The 19,798-nt window shown below is 71.9% G+C and carries 17 protein-coding genes and 1 tRNA gene; 12 read left to right on the top strand and 6 right to left on the bottom strand.

Features of this window, described 5'->3' with window-relative positions; genetic code table 11:
- Positions 1–59: 59 nt before the first annotated feature.
- The 3 genes from ACZ7LU_RS35525 to ACZ7LU_RS35515 all read left to right on the top strand — a co-directional run bounded on the left by ACZ7LU_RS35525 (position 60) and on the right by ACZ7LU_RS35515 (position 3,033).
- Positions 60–1,160 carry a ferredoxin reductase gene (locus ACZ7LU_RS35525; RefSeq protein WP_471919109.1) on the top strand — a complete coding sequence of 367 codons (1,101 nt, stop codon included), beginning with the start codon at positions 60–62 and terminating at the stop codon, positions 1,158–1,160.
- A gap of 24 nt (positions 1,161–1,184) precedes the next feature.
- Positions 1,185–2,384, top strand: a complete 1,200-nt coding sequence (locus ACZ7LU_RS35520; RefSeq protein ID WP_471919108.1) for a fatty acid desaturase family protein — start codon at positions 1,185–1,187, stop codon at positions 2,382–2,384.
- A 283-nt stretch (positions 2,385–2,667) separates the two neighbouring features.
- Positions 2,668–3,033, top strand: coding sequence for an ANTAR domain-containing protein (locus ACZ7LU_RS35515; RefSeq protein WP_471112778.1), 366 nt, complete (start codon positions 2,668–2,670; stop codon positions 3,031–3,033).
- Positions 3,034–3,283: 250 nt separating this feature from the next.
- Here ACZ7LU_RS35515 and ACZ7LU_RS35510 read toward each other — a convergent pair whose 3' ends face one another.
- Entirely contained in the window at positions 3,284–4,582 is a 1,299-nt protein-coding gene (locus ACZ7LU_RS35510; RefSeq protein ID WP_471919107.1) for a diacylglycerol/lipid kinase family protein, read from the bottom strand.
- Between the two features lie 199 nt (positions 4,583–4,781).
- Between ACZ7LU_RS35510 and ACZ7LU_RS35505 the strand changes: the two genes are divergently transcribed.
- Entirely contained in the window at positions 4,782–5,624 is an 843-nt protein-coding gene (locus tag ACZ7LU_RS35505; RefSeq protein WP_468311632.1) for a DUF1206 domain-containing protein, read from the top strand.
- Positions 5,625–5,672: 48 nt separating this feature from the next.
- On the opposite strand, the gene ACZ7LU_RS35500 is transcribed toward ACZ7LU_RS35505, so the two are convergent.
- The gene (locus ACZ7LU_RS35500; RefSeq protein ID WP_468311630.1) at positions 5,673–5,855 is read right to left on the bottom strand and encodes a hypothetical protein; all 183 of its coding nucleotides are present in this window, start codon (positions 5,853–5,855) and stop codon (positions 5,673–5,675) included.
- Between the two features lie 225 nt (positions 5,856–6,080).
- Positions 6,081–6,153, bottom strand: a tRNA-Arg gene (locus ACZ7LU_RS35495).
- A 270-nt stretch (positions 6,154–6,423) separates the two neighbouring features.
- On the opposite strand from ACZ7LU_RS35495, the gene ACZ7LU_RS35490 reads away from it, so the two are divergent.
- The 7 genes from ACZ7LU_RS35490 to ACZ7LU_RS35460 all read left to right on the top strand — a co-directional run bounded on the left by ACZ7LU_RS35490 (position 6,424) and on the right by ACZ7LU_RS35460 (position 15,215).
- Positions 6,424–8,115, top strand: coding sequence for a dynamin family protein (locus tag ACZ7LU_RS35490; RefSeq protein WP_468082901.1), 1,692 nt, complete (start codon positions 6,424–6,426; stop codon positions 8,113–8,115).
- 5 nt (positions 8,116–8,120) lie between these two features.
- Complete coding sequence (locus tag ACZ7LU_RS35485) at positions 8,121–9,974, top strand: YfjP family GTPase (protein WP_471919106.1); 1,854 nt, start codon at positions 8,121–8,123, stop codon at positions 9,972–9,974.
- A 174-nt stretch (positions 9,975–10,148) separates the two neighbouring features.
- Positions 10,149–10,592 carry a single-stranded DNA-binding protein gene (locus ACZ7LU_RS35480; RefSeq protein ID WP_468716841.1) on the top strand — a complete coding sequence of 148 codons (444 nt, stop codon included), beginning with the start codon at positions 10,149–10,151 and terminating at the stop codon, positions 10,590–10,592.
- Positions 10,593–10,894: 302 nt separating this feature from the next.
- Complete coding sequence (locus ACZ7LU_RS35475) at positions 10,895–12,307, top strand: Cys-Gln thioester bond-forming surface protein (RefSeq protein WP_471919105.1); 1,413 nt, start codon at positions 10,895–10,897, stop codon at positions 12,305–12,307.
- Between the two features lie 112 nt (positions 12,308–12,419).
- Positions 12,420–14,084, top strand: coding sequence for an energy-dependent translational throttle protein EttA (gene ettA / locus ACZ7LU_RS35470; protein ID WP_398297881.1), 1,665 nt, complete (start codon positions 12,420–12,422; stop codon positions 14,082–14,084).
- A 7-nt stretch (positions 14,085–14,091) separates the two neighbouring features.
- Positions 14,092–14,532 (top strand): acyl-CoA thioesterase, encoded by a 441-nt coding sequence (locus tag ACZ7LU_RS35465; RefSeq protein WP_468082908.1) that lies wholly within the window; start codon positions 14,092–14,094, stop codon positions 14,530–14,532.
- Positions 14,529–15,215 carry a DUF8185 domain-containing protein gene (locus ACZ7LU_RS35460; protein ID WP_468311603.1) on the top strand — a complete coding sequence of 229 codons (687 nt, stop codon included), beginning with the start codon at positions 14,529–14,531 and terminating at the stop codon, positions 15,213–15,215. The genes ACZ7LU_RS35465 and ACZ7LU_RS35460 overlap by 4 nt, the downstream gene beginning before the upstream one ends.
- A gap of 36 nt (positions 15,216–15,251) precedes the next feature.
- Here the strand turns inward: ACZ7LU_RS35460 and ACZ7LU_RS35455 are convergent, their stop codons facing one another.
- Positions 15,252–15,665 carry a globin gene (locus tag ACZ7LU_RS35455; RefSeq protein ID WP_362987569.1) on the bottom strand — a complete coding sequence of 138 codons (414 nt, stop codon included), beginning with the start codon at positions 15,663–15,665 and terminating at the stop codon, positions 15,252–15,254.
- An 81-nt stretch (positions 15,666–15,746) separates the two neighbouring features.
- Here ACZ7LU_RS35455 and ACZ7LU_RS35450 point away from each other — a divergent pair, with 81 nt between their 5' ends.
- Positions 15,747–16,706: a methyltransferase domain-containing protein gene (locus ACZ7LU_RS35450; protein WP_398297873.1), complete on the top strand. Its 960-nt coding sequence runs from the start codon at positions 15,747–15,749 to the stop codon at positions 16,704–16,706.
- 42 nt (positions 16,707–16,748) lie between these two features.
- Here ACZ7LU_RS35450 and ACZ7LU_RS35445 read toward each other — a convergent pair whose 3' ends face one another.
- Both ACZ7LU_RS35445 and ACZ7LU_RS35440 read right to left on the bottom strand, forming a co-directional pair.
- Positions 16,749–18,260 (bottom strand): FHA domain-containing protein, encoded by a 1,512-nt coding sequence (locus tag ACZ7LU_RS35445; protein WP_471919104.1) that lies wholly within the window; start codon positions 18,258–18,260, stop codon positions 16,749–16,751.
- A 124-nt stretch (positions 18,261–18,384) separates the two neighbouring features.
- Positions 18,385–19,740, bottom strand: coding sequence for a vWA domain-containing protein (locus ACZ7LU_RS35440; protein ID WP_398297869.1), 1,356 nt, complete (start codon positions 19,738–19,740; stop codon positions 18,385–18,387).
- Positions 19,741–19,798: the final 58 nt, after the last annotated feature.

Here is a 19,798-nt window from a genome sequence, read left to right as displayed (position 1 = left end):
CAGAAGCCGCAGAAGCCGCGGATGAGCCGGGCCCGCAGGGAAGGGAGGAGGGCGTCGGCATGTCCCTGTTGCCCATGTCGCCCCTATCGCCCCTGTCGTCGCTGCTGGCGGCCGCGTCCTGGCTGACCAGCCCCCTGTCCCCGGACGACTATCTCGGGCTGCTCGACCCGTTGCTGTCGGCGCGTCACCCCGCGGGCCGGGTCACCGCCGTGCGGGCGGAGGGGCCCGCGGCGGCCACCCTGGTGATCCGGCCGGGACGGGGCTGGGCGGGGCACCGTCCCGGTCAGTACCTGCCGGTGGGCGTGGAGATCGACGGCGTACGGCATTGGCGTACATACTCGCTCACCACCCCGCCCGACGCACCGGACGGCAACGTCGCCGTCACGGTCAAGGAGGATCCGCGCGGCCGGGTCTCTCCGCACCTCGTGCACCGCACGCCGCCCGGCACGGTCCTGCGACTGGGCCCGGCCCAGGGGGAGTTCGTGCTGCCGGACCCGCCGCCCGGACGGATGCTGTTCGTGACGGCGGGCAGTGGCATCACCCCCGTGCTGGGGATTCTGCGCACCCTGGCCCGTCGCCGCCGGGCACCGACCCTCGATGTCGTACTCCTGCACAGCGCTCCGACACCGGAACAGTGCCTTTTCCGCGCCGAACTGACCGATCTGGCGGCCCGCTCGCGCTGGCTCCGGCTGCACCTGACCTACACGCGTACGGACGGCCGGCTGACCCCGGACCGTATCGTCGGGCACTGCGCCGATTGGCGGAACCGGGAGACCTGGGTGTGCGGCCCACCGGGGCTCCTCGCCGCGGCGGAACGGCACTGGGCCGAGCGGGGAGTCCATGAGCGACTCCGCCTGGAGCGCTTCCGTCCGGCCCCCTTGTCCCCACCCGGCCCCGGAGTCACGGGCGGCCGGGTGCGGTTCGGCCGAACCGGTGTCGAGGCGGACGCCCCCGCGGCCGTGCCGCTGCTGGTGCTCGGCGAGGCCGAGGGCGTGGCGATGCCGTACGGGTGCCGGGCGGGGGTCTGCCACGGCTGTCTCGTCCCGCTCGTGGCCGGAAGGGTCCGCGATCTGCGGACCGGCGAAGTGCACGGCGAACCGGGCGGTTTGATCCAGACCTGTGTCAACGGAGCCACGGGCCCACTCGTCCTGGACGTCTAGGACCTCCCGAGGAGGCAACTCCCCATGGCCACCACCACCTCGACAACAACGACGATCCCCTTCGCCGCCGAAGAGGAGCCCCCGGAAGAGGCAGGCGGAGCAGCCCCGGCGGACGAAGGCGCGTCTGGAGCAACACCGGCGGGCGCATTCGGAGCAGCACCGGAAGGCGCGTCCGGAGCGCCCCCGCAAGGCGCCGAGCGCATCGAGGAGCTAGGAGCGGAACTGGACCGTCTCCGCGCCGAGATCGTCGCGGCGCGCGGCAAGGACGACGCCCGCTACATCCGCACGGTGATCGCCGTCCAGCGCGGCCTGGAGACAGGCGGCCGGCTCGCCCTGGCCGTCTCCCTGTTCCCGCCCGCCTGGCTCGCCGGCACCGCCCTGCTCGCCGCCGCCAAGACGCTGGAGAACATGGAGCTCGGCCACAACATCCTGCACGGCCAGTGGGACTGGATGGGCGACCCGGCCATCCACTCCACGACCTGGGAATGGGACTTCCTCACCCCCGCCGACGCCTGGAAGCACACCCACAACCACCTGCACCACACGTACACGAACGTCGTGGGCCGCGACCGCGACCTCGGCTACACCGTCCTGCGCATGAGCCCCGACCAGCCCTGGCGCCCGTTCCACCTCTTCCAGCCGCTGTACGCGGCGCTGCTGGCGCCCGTCTTCGAATGGGGCATCGCCCTGTACGACCTGGAGGCCGACGCGGTGCGGGACGGCCGCAAGAGCCCGCGCGCGTTCCTCGGAGACCTGGCGGAGCTGCTCGGCAAGGCGGCACGCCAGTCGGCCAAGGACTACGTCCTCTTCCCGCTGCTCGCAGGACCGTCCGCGCTGCCCTGCCTGCTCGGCAACCTCACCGCCAACACCGCGCGCAACATCTGGGCGCACACCATCATCTTCTGCGGCCACTTCCCGGGCGATGTGCGCACCTTCGCCGAGGAGCAGCTGGAGGGCGAGAGCCGTGCCCAGTGGTACCTGCGGCAGATCCAGGGCTCCGCGAACATCGAGGGCGGTGCCCTGTTCCACGTCCTCACCGGCAACCTCAGCCACCAGATCGAACACCACGTCTTCCCGGACCTCCCCAGCAACCGCTACGCCGAGGTGGCCCCGCACCTGCGCAAGCTGTGCGAGAAATACGGCCTGCCCTACGTCACGGGCCCCCTACGGAAGCAGTACACATCGATGTGGCACCGCATCCTGCGCCACGCGCTGCCCGGCTGAGCGAGGGACGGCGCGGCCAGGCGTATCCACGGCCTCTCGAGAGGGCTACGCTGCGAAGCGAGGCCCCGGTCCCCGGCAGCGCGGTCCCGTTCCGCCCGGGGAGAGCCCACTGTGATCCTGGGCGCGCCGACAGCCATGGCCAGAGCGGCGATGTGGCGCCAGGACCGTCGCGACGAGCAGCAGCACCGGTGAGAATCCCTCTCCGGTGCCCCGAGCGTTCCGTGACGACGACCATGAGGCCGCCGCCGGGCGGGCGCGATCAGCGCGTGGTGAGGCAGGTGTCATGGAACAGAAAGCAAGCCTCCAGGAAGACCGGTGGATGATGGCGACCGAGGTGGCCTGGGGCGAAGGGGCGCTGGACCCGGCGGTCGCCGAACTGCGCGCCGAGATCGCCCGGTTGCGCCGGGCTCTGGGCAACCGGGCCGTGATCGACCAGGCTCTCGGCATGATGATGGCCCTGGCTCCGTGCCCGCGGAAGGAGGCCGGCATGTTGCTGGCGGACGTCGCGCAGCGCTGCCGCGTCTCCCGCCAGGAGGTGGCCGCCACTCTCGTCGCCACCTCCGAGGGGAGTCCGTTCCCTGAACACTGGGACCATGCACTGCGCGATGCGCTGCGGCGCCTGCACACGGCAGGCGGGCGAAGGTCATGATTCGGCCGGCCGATGTCCGTGAGCGGGCCGATGTCCGTGAGCGGCGGCAGCTGACGCGGTGGACCCGGATTCGCACCAGACCGGCGTCCTCCAATCGATCTGAGCGGACACCACCACCGCTGAACCGGCTGTGGCCGCCGTGCGGACCGGCTGCCGGGAAAGCGCCGGTCGGCCAGGCCCCGGCGATCGGCACCGACGACGCTCTGCCCGCCGGGCGAGAGGCGGAGGGCCTCAAGCACCACGGGCCGGCCTACGCCCCCGGCACGGGATCACGGGGCGGGGGCAGGTAGACGGTGAGGGCGCGGCCCCTCTTGTCGAGGACGAGAGTGTCGGCGGCGGGACTCACCTCGCCGTCCCGGGTGTAGTCGCCTGCCTCACCCACACCGCCGATGCGCAGCCGGGTGGCGGTGCGCTCCTGGTAGACGCGAGAGCGGGCGAGGGTCCCGGTGAGGAAGGCCGCGATGAGGCGCGTGCGGGCGAACGGATGCTTTCCGTCGACGATGCGCAGGTCGAGGAGGCCGTCGTCGAGAGTCGGACGGTAGGAGGGAGCGAAGCCGGGTGGGTGGTAGCGGCTGTTGCCGGCGAAGAGCAGCCACAGCCGCCGGGGCCGTCCGTCGAGGGTGACGTCGATGGGGGTGCCGTCGGCGAGGACGCGGAGCAGGCCGATGGCGAGGGCCGGCCATTTGCCCAGGGACGTCTCGCGCGCTTCGCGGGCCCGGACGAGTTCGGGGTAGGCGCCGATGCTGAAGGTGTTGAGGAAGTAGGTGCAGGTGCCGTCGCCGGTGATCCGGCCGAGGTCGACGGTGCCGCCGTGGCCCGCCTCCACGGCCTCGGCGGCCTCCCGCAAGGTCGAAAGGCCGAGGTCGGCGGCGAAGTGGTTGAGGGTGCCGCCGGGGAACACCGCGAGCGGCAGCCGGTTGTCGACGGCCAGTACGGCCGCCGCGTTGACCGTGCCGTCGCCCCCGACCACCCCGAGCGCGCCGCCGCGCGCCTGCACCTGCGCGGCGGCCTGCCGGAACACGGTGTGCAGGTTCTCGCCGGCGGCACAGATCCGCAGATCCGCTTTCGGCAGCAGGGCCCGCAGTTCGTCCTCGGCCGGGACGCCGTCCCCGGCGTCGCTGTTGACGACCACGACAAGACCCTCACCGGACGGGAGAGCGGGAACCGGTAGCTTCGGCCAGGCGCTCTCGGCGGGCTCGTCGCGGTGCAGCGGCCACCACCGGCAGGTGGCGACAGCGACCCCCACGCCGAACACGACGTCCGCCAGCACGCGGCCGGGAGCGTGCGCTCCCGCACGGAGGCGGGCGAGGGCGAGGCTCGCAGCGACGGGGACGAGAGCGGTCCCCAGCCGGGGTGCCTCCAGGGTGGCGGCCGTCGCCAAGGCGGCGGCACCGGCCGTGCGGTGGGAGGACACGATCCCGCTCGGCGGGTGCCGGAGCGGTCGCCGCTTGTCGAGCACTTTGGTGGCGGTCCGGATGACGACGGAGGCAAGGGCCAGCGAGCCGGTGCCGCGCAGGGCGGCCCGGCGCGTGCTCCGGTCACCGGTCAATCTCTTCGCGGACAGGGAGGCCGGCTTCGTTCGTTCGCCGGGAAGCGGTTGAAGCGGTTCCTGGGTTCGCATGCCGGCCGAGTACCCCTACCGAGGGTGAACAGACCGCTGCGGGTATGACGCATCACGCCTCGTTACGGGGGCACTCGGCGGCCAGGACGCGCATCGCGCGCCCATCGCTGTGGGGAGAAACCTTGTGATGTCGTCTCAAGCACGGGGAAAGGCGCGGGGAAACGGCCAGGGCGGGGGGTCTGCCGCACACGCCGCCAAGGAAGAGACGCTGACCGCCGCTGGCCGGGCGGGTTTCATGGCGCGCGGGGTCGTGTACGTCCTCATCGGCGCCCTGGCGCTTCAGATGGCACTCGGCAGTGGCGGGGAGTCGGCCGACCGCCAGGGCGCCCTCGACCAGGTCGCCGAGCAGCCCTTCGGGAAGGTGATGCTGTGGGCGCTGGTGGTCGGCTTCGGTTGCATGGCTCTGTGGCGGGGCTCACGAGCGGTGCTCAGCAGGGGGCCCGAACGCAAGGCGGCCTCACGGCTTCTGGACGGCGGCCGAGCCCTCTTCTACGCGTCGGTCTGCTGGGCGACTGCCACCTTCGCCGCGGGCGGCGGCCAGGGATCCAGCGGTAACGCGCAGTCGCAGGACTGGACCGCGACGGTGCTGAAGCTGTCGTACGGACGGTTCCTGGTGGGCGCGGCGGGCTGCCTCCTGATCGGCATCGGCGCCGTACTCGCGGCCCGGGCGGCGATGCGCAAGTTCCTGCGCCAGATGGATACGGGCGCGATGAGCCACCGCACCCGGCAGATCGTGACGGGCCTGGGAGTGGTCGGTGGAGTGGCGCGGGGCACGGTGTTCGCTGCGGCGGGCATCTTCATCCTGACCGCGGCCGTCCGGTTCGACGCCGACGAGGCCAAGGGAGTGGACGCCACGCTCCGCAGCTTCACGCAGACCCCGGTGGGCCCCTGGCTCCTGGTCGCCGTGGCGATCGGGCTGATCCTCTTCGGCGCCTTCTCCTTCGCCTCGGCCCGCTGGCGCCGCATGTGAAGGAAAGTGGGCCAGCCGGACGAAGAGGCCCAGCCGGACAGAGGAAGGTCAGCGCCGGCGACCGCGCCCGCGGGCGGACCATCCGGCGCCCACGCCCGCCGAGTGCAGGGCGAGGAGCGCGAGTCCGACCAGCATGAGACTCGTCGGGCTGAAGACCGTCTCGGTCGAGGTCTCGGCCGCGTGAATGACGAAGGCGATGACGAAGAGCAAGGCCGCCGCGAAAGCCAGCATCTGTCTCCTCCTGCCGATGAACGGCGAACCACGGGCCGCTCCCGTGGCTGCACCGGTGGCTGCCGTGTACCCGTCACACGGTGGATCAGGCAGCGGACATCGCGGGCAGTCGTGGACAGTGGTGGCGGGCAGGCCAAGGCGCTTGGCGTCACAGCGATGACACGGCGACGGGCGTCCGGGGATGAAAGAGCCCCTCACGCGTTTCCGCAGGTGAGAGGCCATTTGCGCCCCCGGCAGGACTCGAACCTGCGGCCAAGCGCTTAGAAGGCGCCTGCTCTATCCACTGAGCTACGGGGGCCGGGTGTGGCCGGGTGGCAGGGGGTTCGGATGTGGGGGTGATCCGTGACCTTGCCGGGGACAAGGATAGGGCTCCCGGGGCCCTGTCCCTGGTGCTTCGCCTCCGCGCCGTGATGTGGAGGTTCGGTGAAGCGGTCCTGATAATCGCAGGCAGGTGCGAATCTCGCATCGCTTTTGGCGTCTCGCGCCCCGGGTGTTGTGCACTCGTTATGCCTGCGCCCCAGTCGCCCCTTCCATCCCCTGTGTCCGATCGGCGCGCAGAGACGGCCATATGCTTCAGAAAGCCGCCAAAATTGGGCATTCTTCGCATGTGGTGACCTTGGACGTACGGCCTCAATTGCTTGACGCACTCTCCGCCCTGCGCGAGCGTGTAGCCGCCGCACGCTTTCCGCTCCCCCTGCCAGGGGCGCCACGCGCGCGTGCCAACCGGGACGAGTTGCTGGCACAGCTCGATGACTATCTGGTGCCCCGGCTCAGGGCACCCGAAGCGCCCCTGCTCGCCGTCATCGGCGGTTCCACCGGCGCCGGCAAGTCCACCCTCGTGAACTCCCTGGTGGGACGGCAGGTCAGCGAGGCGGGCGTGCTGCGGCCCACTACGCGTACGCCGGTGCTCGTCTGCCACCCTGACGATCACCACTGGTTCTCGGGGATGCGGATCCTGCCCGACCTCACGCGCGTGTGGGTGCCCCGGCAGGACCCGGGGGAGGGTGGCGAAGGGGACGACGAGGGCGACGGCGAAGAGGACGTACAGGCGCTCGTCGGCGAGGACGAGCGGGCCCTGCGGATCGAGACCGCGTCCAGCCTGCCCTGCGGGCTCGCCCTCCTCGACGCCCCCGACATCGACGCGCTCGCCGCCGACAACCGCGTCCTGGCCGCCGAACTGATCTCCGCGGCCGACGTGTGGGTCATGGTCACCACCGCCTCGCGGTACGCCGACGCCGTGCCCTGGCATCTGCTGCGTACCGCCAAGGAGCACGACGCCACCCTCGTCACGGTCCTCGACCGCGTGCCCCACCAAGTGGTGACCGAGGTGTCACGGCAGTACGGGGCGCTGCTCACCAAGGCGGGCCTCGGCGACGTACCGCGCTTCACCGTGCCCGAGCTGCCCGAGTCCGCGGGCGGTGGCGGGCTGCTCCCCGCCACCGCGGTCGCCCCCCTGCGCGCCTGGCTCACCCACCGCGTCCAGGAACCCACGGCCCGCGCCCAGGCCGTCGCACGCACCGCGCGGGGCGTCCTGCGCTCCCTCGACTCCCGGATGCCGGAACTGGCGAGCGCGGTCGCCGCCCAGCACGCCGCCGCGCTGCGGCTCACCGCCGCCGTCGACGACGCGTACGAGAACGAGCACGCGCGCGTGCACCGCCGTTTGCAGGCGGGCGGTGTGCTCGCCGGCGGCGCCCTGAAGCGGTGGCGCAGCTATCCGCTCGACTGCGGGGCCGGTGAGCTGCTCGACGCCATCGCCGAGAGCCTGGAGGCGCTGCTGCTGTGCGCCGTCACCGCCGCCGACGAGCGCATCGACGATGCCTGGCGCCGCGAACCCGCCGCGGGCGCTCCCGGCCTCGCCGACCGCGACCCGGAGGCGGAGAGCGCCGAGCACCGCATCGGGATGGCCGTCCGCAGATGGCGGCGCGTCCTGGAGGAGTACGCCGAGGACGAGGTGCGCGGGTTGGAAAGGGTCGACAAGAACGCCCTTCCCGACCCCGAGGTCGTCGCCGCGCTGCTCGCCACGGCGCTGCTCGGCGGGCGCCGGGCACGGTCGGCCGGCGAGGTCCTCGCCGAGCGGATCGGCGCCCAGGGCGCGGTCCGGCTCCTCGACAGGGGCGGCCGCCTGCTGACCGAGTACCTGGAGAAGGTCCTCGCCGCCGAACGGGAGCGCAGGCTCGCCCCTCTCGACGCCCTCGAAGTGCACCCCGAACCCCAGGCCGAGCTCATTGCGGCCCTGTCCGTACTGCAGAAGGAGAGGTGACCGCGGTGACCGCCGTCACTGATCACGCCGACCGCGCCGATCACCCCGACCACAGCGACCGGACCGACCACGAGAGGCGCAAGGAGTCCCCCGGCGGCGGCAGCGAGCGTGAAAGGGCCTGGGACGACGGGCTGATCGCACGGCGCGTCGCGGGCGGCCCGCGGGGCTCGCGCTCGGGCACGCACAGCGGTGCCAGTACCGGCGCGGACACGGGAACCCGCTCGTACGCCCCCTCCGGCAGCCCCACTTCTTACGAAGGGCCCCTGCGCGCCCGGCTCGACGCGCTCCGCGAACTCGTCGGGCTCTCCCGCACCCGGCTCGACAGCGGCACGCTCGCCGAGGCCGGCCGGATCCTGGACGAGGCGGCCGCCCGCCGCAGACTCTCCGAACGGCACACCGTCGTCGCCATCGCGGGCGCCACCGGAAGCGGCAAGTCCACGCTCTTCAACTCACTCGCCGGGGTGATGATCTCCGACACCGGCGTGCGCAGGCCCACCACGGCCGCACCCATCGGGTGCAGCTGGACGGACGGTGCGGCGGGGCTCCTCGACCGGCTGGGAATCCCCGGGCGCCTGCGCCGCCGGCCGCTCCAGGGGCCCGGTGCCGACGAGCTCCAGGGGCTCGTACTCATCGATCTGCCCGACCACGACTCGGCGGTCGGCGAGCACCGTGAACAGGTCGACCGCATCCTGGCCCTCGTCGACGCCGTCATCTGGGTCGTCGACCCCGAGAAGTACGCCGACGCGATGCTCCACGAACGCTATCTGCGGCCCATGGCCGGGCACGCCGAAGTCACCTTCGTCGTGCTCAACCAGATCGACCGGCTCCCCGGGGACGCCGCCGACCAGGTCCTCGACGATCTGCGGCGGCTCCTCGACGAGGACGGCGTCGCGCTCGGCGAGCACGGGGAACCGGGCGCCACAGTGCTCGCGATCTCCGCGCTGACCGGCGAGGGAATGGGCGAACTGCGCGAGACGCTCGGCCAGTTCACCCAGGAGCGTGGCGCGGCGGCCCGCCGCATCTCCGCGGACCTGGACGCCGCCGCGGAACGGCTGCGTCCGGTGTACGTCTCGGGGGCGCGCGGCGGTCGGAACCGCGGGCGGATCGGGCTCAGCGAGGAGGCGCGCGAGGAGTTCGCCGACCGGCTCGCGGACGCGGTCGGCGCGACCGCCGCCGGGGAAGCGGCGGAGCGCGCCTGGCGCAGGCACGCGGGCAAGGCGTGCGGTGACCCCTGGCTGCGGCTGTGGCGCCTGTACGAGGCCCGGCGCTCCCCGCAGGGCGTCCCGACGCAGACCACCCACGTCCCCGCCGACGAGGAGGTGACGGCACGTCAGCGTGTGGAGCAGGCCGTGCGCACGGTCGCCGATCAGGCGGCGACGGGCCTGCCCGCGCCCTGGGGCCAGGCGGTGCGGGAGGCGGCGGTGCGCGGCGCCGAAGGGCTGCCGGAGGCGCTCGACGAGCTGGCGGTGACGGCGGGCGTGCCGACCGGGCGGCCGCCGCGGCCCGGCTGGTGGCCGGTCGCGGTCCTCGCCCAGGCGGCGATGACGCTGCTCCAGATCGTGGGTGGGCTCTGGCTTGTGGGGCAGATCATCGGGATCGCCACGCCGAACCTGGGCGTGCCGGTGCTGCTGATGCTGGCGGGGATCGTGGGCGGCCCGTGCGTGGAGTGGCTGAGCCGGATGGCGGCGCGGGGGCCCGCGCGCCGGTACGGCTACGAGGCGGAACGGCGGCTGCGGGACGCGGCCGCCGGGTGCGGGCGGGCGAGGGTCCTCGATCCGGTGGCGGCGGAGCTGCTGCGGTATCGCGAGGTCAGGGAGCAGTACGTGCGGGTGACGGGAGGGCGCTCCGCGATGGTCTGACGGACCACGTGCTCACCCCAGTGGCCTGACGGATGCCCCGATGGGGTGACGGAGTTTTCCACAACCGGGTGGTTGCCCACAGGGCTCAGCGGGATCGGCGCGACCGGTGCAGTCTGAGATCGCGGCCGTGAGAGCGCGGCGGCGGACACGGACGAGCGGGGGAGAGGTTCGACGATGAACGAGACCTTGGTGACGGTGGTGGGGAACGTGGCGACGACTCCGGTGTACCGGGAGCTGCCGTCGGGACCGGTGGCGCGATTCCGGCTCGCGGTGACGTCGCGGTACTACGACGCCGCGAAGAACACGTGGAACGACGGACACACCAATTTCTTCACGGTCTGGGCCTGGCGGGCTCTCGGTACGAACGTGCAGGGATCCGTGTCCGTGGGCGAACCGGTCATCGTGCAGGGCCGGTTGAAGGTCCGCGACGAAGAGCGGGGCGGGCAGCACTGGACGTCCGCGGACATCGAGGCGGTGGCCGTCGGACACGACCTGTCGCGCGGTACCGCCGCGTTCCGCCGCGTGGGCAGGGCCAACCCGGCACTGACGGAGCCGACGGCCGGGCGGGAGGAAAGCGCCGCCGGGGGACGGGAGAAAGAGCCGGCACCCGTGGGGTGACGACCCATCAGGCCAGGGGACCGAAGTGCGGCATATCGGCGAATCGATGTCGTTGATTTGTCGATAAGCCCAGCTCGGAGCGGTTGTTGGGGATAACGATTCCGAGTCGGATCCGCTGTCCGATGAGATGCGTGGGGCTCGTGATGCGCCGCTTCCTTAGGATGCCGGACGTAGCTCACGGGGCAGTTGGCAGGAGATGCCATGCAGGTGGCAGGCGTTCCTGCCCCTTTCAGTCTGCTGGCGGGACCACCCCCCACGTTGTGAACGGGTCCCGCCCGGAGGGGAATTCAGTGTTTTCTGCGTTGTCCATACGTAGTCGAGGTGCCGCCCGGCTCGCCGCGGTGACCGTGTCGGCGGGTCTGGCCGTGGCGGGCGGAGTCACCCTCGCGGGCCCGGCCGCGGCGGAGGAGGCGCCACAGCACCGGGGCGGCGCGATCGCGACGCTGGGCGGGCTGCAGACGTACGACCAGGCGATCATCCGTGACAACGGCAGCTCGCAGCAGGTGCCCGCCGGACTCTTCGAGATGTCCGTGGAGGGCGGCGGCACCCTGAAGACGTACTGCATCGACATCCTGAACCCCACGCAGAAGGACGCCAAGTACGAGGAGACCCCCTGGAGCGGCACCTCGCTGAACGGCAACCGTGACGCGGGCAAGATCCGCTGGATCCTGCAGCACTCCTACCCGCAGGTGAACGACCTCGCGGCGCTGGCCCGCAAGGCGGGCGTGGGCTCCCTCACCGAGCAGACCGCCGCGGCCGGCACCCAGGTGGCGATCTGGCGGTACTCCGACGGCGCCGAGGTCGACGCCCTCGACCCGAAGGCGGAGAAACTCGCCGACTATCTGTACAAGAACGCGCGCGGCAGCGCGGAGCCCAAGGCGTCGCTGACGCTGGAGCCGCCCGCCGTGTCGGGCCGCGCGGGGGAGCGGCTCGGTCCGGTCACCGTGCGGACCGACGCCGAGTCGGTGACGGTGACGCAGCCCGCGGACTCCGCGGCGAGCGGTGTGAAGGTCGTCGGCAAGAACGGCAAGGCCGTGCAGTCCGCGGGCGACGGCAGCCGCCTCTACTTCGACGTGCCGAAGGGCGCGCCGGACGGTTCGGCCGCACTCTCCGTGCAGGCGTCGACCACCGTGCCGGTCGGCCGGGCCTTCGCCTCCGAGACCAGGAGCCAGACACAGATACTCGCGGGCTCCAGCGAGTCGACGGTGTCCGCGACGGCGACCGCCGACTGGGCCGCCGAGGGGGCGCTCCCCGCGCTCTCCGCCGAGAAGAACTGCGCCGAGAGCGGCATCGACATCACCGCGGTCAACAAGGGCGACAAGCCCTTCACCTTCCGCCTGATGGGCTTCAAGCACACGATCAAGGCGGGCTCCTCACAGACCGTGACGATCCCGCTGCAGGAGGACCAGCCCTACGACTTCACGATCAAGGGGCCGAACGGCGTCGAGAACCGCTTCAAGGGCGTGCTCGACTGCCGGACGGCCGGCGACACGATAGACAGCAAGGCCCAGCCCGTCTCCGAGCCGAGCCCCGCCTCCGCGGGCGGCACCTACGGCGGTGGCGACCTGGCAGAGACCGGCAGCTCCAGCAACACCCCGATGATCCTCGGCATCGCCGTGACGTTCATCGTGCTCGGCGGCGCCGCGGTCTTCTTCCTGCGCAAGAAGGACGCCCCGGCCCAGGCTGCGGACACCTCCACCTCCACGGAGGAGTGAGGCGCCGGTGGCCCCGTAGTCCCGGCGGACAACCATCCGGTTTCCGCCGGGGGGTGGCCGTCAGGCAAGATGGGGTGTATCTGCCCACTCACTGATTGCCGGACGGTTTCTCTTGGCTGAGTACATCTACACCATGCGCAAGACGCGCAAGGCGCACGGCGACAAGGTGATCCTCGACGATGTCACCTTGAGCTTCCTTCCTGGCGCGAAGATCGGTGTCGTGGGCCCCAACGGCGCCGGTAAGTCCACGGTGCTGAAGATCATGGCCGGTCTGGAGCAGCCGTCGAACGGCGACGCGTTCCTCTCGCCGGGGTACACCGTCGGCATCCTCATGCAGGAGCCGCAGCTCGACGAGTCGAAGACCGTCCTGGAGAACGTCCAGGACGGCGCCGCCGAGATCATGGGCAAGCTCAAGCGCTTCAACGAGGTCGCGGAGCTCATGGCGACCGACTACTCCGACGAGCTCATGGAAGAGATGGGCAAGCTCCAGGAGGACCTGGACCACGCCAACGCCTGGGACCTGGACGCCCAGCTCGAGCAGGCCATGGACGCGCTCGGCTGCCCGCCCGGCGACTGGCCCGTCACCACCCTCTCCGGTGGCGAGAAGCGCCGCGTCGCGCTCTGCAAGCTCCTCATCGAGGCGCCCGACCTGCTCCTCCTCGACGAGCCCACCAACCACCTCGACGCCGAGTCGGTGAACTGGCTGGAGCAGCACCTCTCCAAGTACGCCGGCGCCGTCGTCGCGGTCACCCACGACCGGTACTTCCTGGACAACGTCGCCGAGTGGATCCTGGAGCTCGACCGCGGCCGCGCCCACCCGTACGAGGGCAACTACTCCACGTACCTGGAGAAGAAGCAGTCCCGCCTCAAGGTCGAGGGCCAGAAGGACGCCAAGCGCGCCAAGCGACTCAAGGAAGAGCTCGAGTGGGTGCGGTCCAACGCCAAGGGGCGCCAGGCCAAATCCAAGGCGCGTCTGGCGCGCTACGAGGAGATGGCCGCCGAGGCGGACAAGATGCGGAAGCTGGACTTCGAGGAGATCCAGATCCCGCCGGGCCCGCGTCTCGGCAGCATCGTCGTCGAGGTCGAGAACCTGTCCAAGGCCTTCGGCGACAAGGTCCTCATCGACGACCTGAGCTTCACGCTGCCGCGCAACGGCATCGTCGGCATCATCGGTCCGAACGGCGCGGGCAAGACCACGCTGTTCAAGATGATCCAGGGCCTCGAGCAGCCCGACTCCGGCAAGATCAAGATCGGTGAGACGGTCAAGGTCAGCTACGTCGACCAGGGCCGCGCCAACATCGACCCGAAGAAGACGCTGTGGGCCGTCGTCTCCGACGAGCTCGACTACATCAACGTCGGCCAGGTCGAGATGCCCTCGCGGGCGTACGTCTCCGCCTTCGGGTTCAAGGGGCCGGACCAGCAGAAGCCGGCCGGGGTGCTCTCCGGTGGTGAGCGCAACCGCCTCAACCTGGCGCTGACCCTCAAGGAGGGCGGCAACCTCCTCCTCCTCGACGAGCCGACGAACGACCTGGACGTCGAGACCCTCTCCTCGCTGGAGAACGCGCTCCTGGAGTTCCCGGGTGCCGCTGTCGTGATCTCCCACGACCGGTGGTTCCTCGACCGGGTCGCCACGCACATCCTGGCGTACGAGGGCGACTCCAAGTGGTACTGGTTCGAGGGCAACTTCGAGTCGTACGAGAAGAACAAGATCGAGCGCCTGGGCGCCGATGCGGCCCGTCCGCACCGCGCCACCTACAAGAAGCTCACGCGAGGCTGAGGCGGCTGTGGCTCGACACATATACCAGTGCCCGCTGCGCTGGTCGGACATGGATGCCTTCGGGCACGTCAACAACGTCGTCTTCCTGCGGTATCTGGAAGAGGCGCGCATCGACTTCATGTTCCGGCTCGCGCCCGGTGACGGGTCGCCGTCGTTCTCCGGCGGGTCGGTCGTGGCCCGGCACGAGATCGACTACGTACGGCCGTTGGTGCACCGGCACGAGCCGGTCACCGTCGAGTCGTGGGTGACGAAGATCGGTGCCGCTTCGCTGACCATCGCGTACGAGATCAAGGACGCGGAACAGGTGTATGTGCGGGCCTCGACCGTGGTCGTGCCGTTCGACCTGGAGGCGCAGCGGCCGCGGCGGATCACCGCCGAGGAGAGGTCGTTCCTCCAGGAGTACGTCGACGACAGTGCCGACAGTGGCTCGGGGGCGCTCGCCGCATGACCTCGCGGCTCCACTTCGCCGATGCCGGGGAGGCGGCGGACCTCGCCGCCTTCCTGGCCAGGCTGATCCACTACGACAAGGCAGCCGCCGTACGGCTGCAGGCCGCCGGGGACACGCTCGCCGTGTTCGGGCGGCCGCCGTCGTTCGAGGTGCTCGTCGTCCGGACGGCGCGGCTCGCCAAGCCGTACGAACACGGGATCGACACCGCGCTGGACGTCACCGTCTCGGCCGGTGAGTTCCTGGAGCGCGTCGGTGAGTCGGCGGAGTCCCTGGAGAGCGCGGGGGTCGCCGATGTCCCGGAGGCCGTCACCGGGCCGCCGTGGGCGGGCGTGCTGCCGCCGCGCGGCGGCTGGCGGCCGGAGCCGGGACTTCCGGCTCCGGACGCGGTGCGGTCCCTGGTCAAGCAGGCCGTGGCCGAATTCCGGGCCCGCGTCGAGGAATTGCCCGCCGAGCGGCGGGTGCGGGCCGAGCTCGACCGGCTCGGGCGGGAGATCTGGTCCCGGCCCGTCGGCGACACCGAGCTGCCCGTACGGGCCGCGCACGCGGCGCAGACCCTGGGATTCCTGCGCGGAGAAGCGCTGACACTGCTGTCGGCCGGGGCGTGGCTGCGGTTGCGTACGGCCTACGGATCCGTCGCCGTGCGCCGGGCGGGTGCTTCGGGGCTCTCCGTCACACCCGCCTAGCCTCGCGGCGCTCTGAGGGGCGGCCTGAAGGGGTGGTCAGCCCTCGGAGTTGACCATGGACGCCGCCGCGTACGTCAGGTAGTTCCAGAGCGTGCGCTCGTGCTCCTCGGAGAGGCCGAGCTGGTCCACCGCCGCACGCATGTGCTTCAGCCAGGCGTCGTGCGCGGCCCTGTCGACCGTGAACGGCGCGTGCCGCATGCGCAGCCGGGGGTGGCCGCGGTTGTCGCTGTACGTCCGGGGACCGCCCCAGTACTGCATCAGGAAGAGCGCCAGGCGCTCCTCGGCCGGGCCCAGGTCCTCCTCCGGGTACATCGGTCGCAGCAGCGGGTCCTCCGCGACCCCCTGGTAGAAGAGGTGCACCAGGCGTCGGAAGGTCTCCTCGCCGCCGACCTGTTCGTAGTAGGTCTGCTCCTGAAGCGTGCCGCGCGGGATCTCGTTCACGCGTTCCATGGTCTCAGACGGGACGGCCGAGGACGGAAGGCTTAGGACCATCGCCTCGCATCGACGGCGACGGCGCAGCACAGTGGACCTATGGAACCCGATCCTGTGCTGCTCACCGAGGCCCGGACCGCCCTCGTGCGCGAGATCGAGGCGAGCGGGGCCTGGCGGGACGACCCGGCCTGGCGGGAGGCGTTCAGAGCCGTGCCCCGGCACCTGTTCGTGCCCTACTACTACCTGGGAGTCGTCGGCGGATACGAGCGGCTGTGGGGCGAGGACCCCGACGACCGGCGCCGTACCCGCTGGCTGCGCGGCGCCTACGCGGACGCCCCGCTCGCCACCCGGGTGCGCGACGGGGAACTCGTCTCGTCCAGCAGCCAGCCGTCCCTGATGGCGAAGATGCTCGTCGAACTGGACGTACGCGAAGGCGACCGCGTCCTGGAGATCGGCGCGGGCACCGGCTACAACGCGGCGCTGCTCGCCCACCGGCTCGGCGACGACCACGTCACGACCGTCGACCTCGACCCGGAGATCACGGAGTCCGCGCGGCGGCATCTGGCGGCCGCCGGGTACCACCCCGCCGTGGTGACGGGCGACGGCGCGGCCGGCTGCCCCGAGCGCGCGCCCTACGACCGGATCATCGCCACCTGCACCCTGAGCTCGGTGCCCAGGGAGTGGCTCGCCCAGTGCCGCCCCGGCGCTCGCATCCTCGCGCCCCTGGCCACCGGGCTGATCGCGCTGACCGTGCGGGACGCGGAGCACGCCGAGGGGCGTTTCCTGCACACCCCCGCGTACTTCGTGCCGCTGCGCGGCGGCGGCGCGAGGGCCCCGCAGGAGCAGCACATCGGCGGACTGCCGCGCAAGGCGTTGCAGAACGAGCTGTTCCGCTTCCTTCTGGAACTGACCGCGGGCAGCCTCGATCCGCACGAAGCGCTCGCGCTGTGGCAGCGCGAGGGGCGGCCGGTGCGCGAGCGCTTCGGGATCACGGTGAGCGGGGCGTACGAGTGGGCCTGGCTGGACGACCCCGAAGGGCCGTACGTCTGGCCTCTCTGACGGTTTGCCTCGGCCTCGCCTCGGTCTCGCCCCAGCCTCGACTCAGTCCCGGCGGATCGTGATCGTCGTCCAGGCGCCCACGTGCACCTGGTCGCCGTCCTGGAGCGGGACGGGGACGAACGGCTGGATCGGGTCCTCGCCGCCGTTGACCGTCGTGCCGTTCGTCGAGTTCTGGTCGACGACCGCCCAGCTGCCGTCGGGCTGCTGGACCAGGACCGCGTGCTGGTGCGAGACGCCCGGGTCCTCCGGCGGCACCGACAGGTCGATGTCCGGGGTGTCACCCGTGGAGTGCCGACGGCGGCCGATGCTGATCTGGTTGCCGGCCAGCGGGCGCTGCTGCTCCGGCGAGTACGCGGGCAGGTTCAGCCCCGACGCCTCGGGGCCGCTGCGCTGCATCATCGCCATGAAGTACTCGCGGTCGGGACCGATCGTCACCGTCCAGGTGCCGGGACCCTGCTCGGCCTGCGGAGCCTGCGGCTGCTCGGCGCCCTGCTGGAAGGACTCCTGCTGGAAGGGCTCCTGCGGGAAGGACTCCTGCTGGGACGGGGGCGAGGAGGGGGGCGAGAGCACCCAGTCGTCGTCTCCGCCGCCGAAGGAGGGGCCGCTGGGGCCGCTGGGGCCGGGCGGCGGCGGGGGCGGGCCCTGCGGGCCGCCCTCCTGCGGGAACGCGGGGGGCGCGGGCGGGCCCGGCTGCTGGAACGCCTGGGGGGCACCGGGGGGTGCCTGACCCGGACGACCGGGCTGCGGGCCGGGCTGGCCCGGCTGACCGTGACCCTGGGGGCCGTGGCTCTGCGGACCGTGCCCCTGCGGGCCCGGACCGGGCTGACCCGGGATCGGCTGACCGTGGCCCTGCGGACCCTGGCCCTGCTGGCCGGGTCCCTGCTGGCCAGGTCCTTGCCGGCCAGGTCCCTGAGGGCCGGGCCCGTGCGGACCGGAATTCTGCGGACCGGGACCCTGAGGGCCACCCGGGCCCTGCGGACCCGGACCCTGCTGGCCGCCACCGGGACCACCGGGACCACCGGGACCACCGCCGTTGCCGAACGGCGGGATCGGCTCCGCGGGCCGGTTCACCTGCGAGGGACGCGAGCCCTGGTACTCGTACCCGGGCGGCGGCTGCTGCTGGAACTGCTGCGGCGGGTTCGGACCCGGCGGCATCCCGGGGCCGGAGCCCGGACCCCGCCCGGGACCGCCGCCGGGACCGCCGTGCGTGGCCGGCAGCGGCGGGTTCGGCGCGGCAGGCGTGTACGACGTCGCCGTGTTGGTGAGGAAGTTCCAGCGGCACTCCTCGCAGAACGGCGCGTTCGCCTCGCGGGGGGTGCGGCACTGCGGGCAGAGCTGGCCCTCCGGAGCCGGATCCGGCACGGCGGCCAGATGCGGGCGCCCCGGCGCGGGCTGCGGGAAACCCGGGTCCTGGCCGGGCGGCGGCGGGGGATAGCCGTACCCGGCCGGGGGCGGCGGCGGGGGAGGCGGCGGTACGGCACCGGCCATGCGGTGACCGCAGACCTCGCACCAGTCGTCGGAACCCGACTGGTGTCCGTTCGGGCAGGTCGGCATGTCGGCGCTTCCCCCTCTCCTTCTCCGGCCCGAGGGCCGTACGTACTGCGTCTGTGCTGCTTCTGTACTGCTTCTGTACCGTCCGCGGCGCCGGAGCGCCGCGCTACCGCTCTGTCACGAGCGGTTACTGCTTCTTCACGCGAACAGTTTTCGTCGACCGTGTCTCGAGTGTCATCTCGTCGGCCTCGGCGACCTTCGCCTTCAATCGAACAGTACCTGCCGCGGCATCCACGACGTCCACCACCTTCGAAAGCAGTTTCGCCGTATCGGCGTTGCCCGAGGCGCTCGCGAGCTGGACGGCGCGGCCCAGTTTGGCCGTCGCCCCGTCGACATCTCCCGATTTGCGGGCGTCCAGTCCCTGCTGGATGACTTGCGCCAGTTCGGCCTGGCCGGTGTAGTGCGCGACCTGCGGATTCATCGAGGTGGAGGCCGCCATGTCGTCCGTCCACACCGCCCGCACGAGGCCCTGCGACAGCGTCTGCGCGCTGCCGTCCCCCTGCGGCACGACCAGCGAGACGCGGGCCGCGAGCATCTCCTGGCCCAGCTCGGCACTCGGCACCTGCACACAGATGTGGTAGTCGCGGGACTCGTCGCCCCAGGACCCCGTGGGGTAGTCCCCGGCGCGCGGTCCGGCCTCCGTGCGACGGTCCGTCAACTCCTCGACCCGGGGCGCGACTTGCTTGACGAACTTGATCTCGACGCCCATCGGCGTCCACAGCCGCAGGCTGACGTCGGCGACCTCCTTGCCCATCGCCGTCTCCATCATCTGCGTGAAGTCGGCGGCGAGCCCGGCCGGATCGGCGACGATGTCGGCGGTGCCGAGCAGCGCGGAGGCTATCCCTGTGACCTCCTTCACCTCCCAGTCCGTGCCGACGCCGCGGGCGTCGCAGGTGAAGCGGCCCGCGCAGGAGTCGAGCGCGGCCTTGAGGTCGTCCGGCGACTCGTGTTCGTTGCGGCCGTCGGTGAGCAGGATGCCGTGCCGGACCGCGGTCGGGGCGATGTCGGCGGAGGCCAGGAGGCGGTCGGCCAGGCGCAGCCAGGTGCCGATCGCCGTGCCGCCGCCCGCGCTCAGCCTGCGCAGCGCCTGCTTGGCCTGTTCACGGGTCTGCGGTCCCGCCACCGCGAGGCGGCCGCCGCCCGGATAGACCTCCTTGGCGATGTGCGTGCCGCCGATCACTGCGAAGTGCACGCCGTCGCGGAGCGCGTCGATGGCGGCGGCCGTCGCGTCCCGCGCGCCCCGCATCTTCGTCGGCGGATAGTCCATCGAGCCGGAGCAGTCGACCATGATCGCCACGGCGGCGTCCGGGCTCCGCCCCGCCGCGTACAGGTGCGGTGCGCGCACCGCCGATCCGATCGTCCCCCCACCGGTCGACGTGACCGTGGCGATGGCGTTGACCTCCCGGCCGCCCTCCGGGAGGTACTCGTTCTGATAGACCTCCACCGAGAACTGCGGCACGTTCGGTTTCGAGAAATTGGCCATGGAACTGCTCCCCCTCAGATCCTGAAAAACCTCACGGCCCCACGAGCCGGTACGGCCC

The sequence above is a fragment of the Streptomyces sp. NPDC039462 genome (assembly GCF_055639375.1).
Note: the sequence above shows the minus strand (reverse complement) of the source record. Positions and strands in the feature narration are given on the sequence as shown.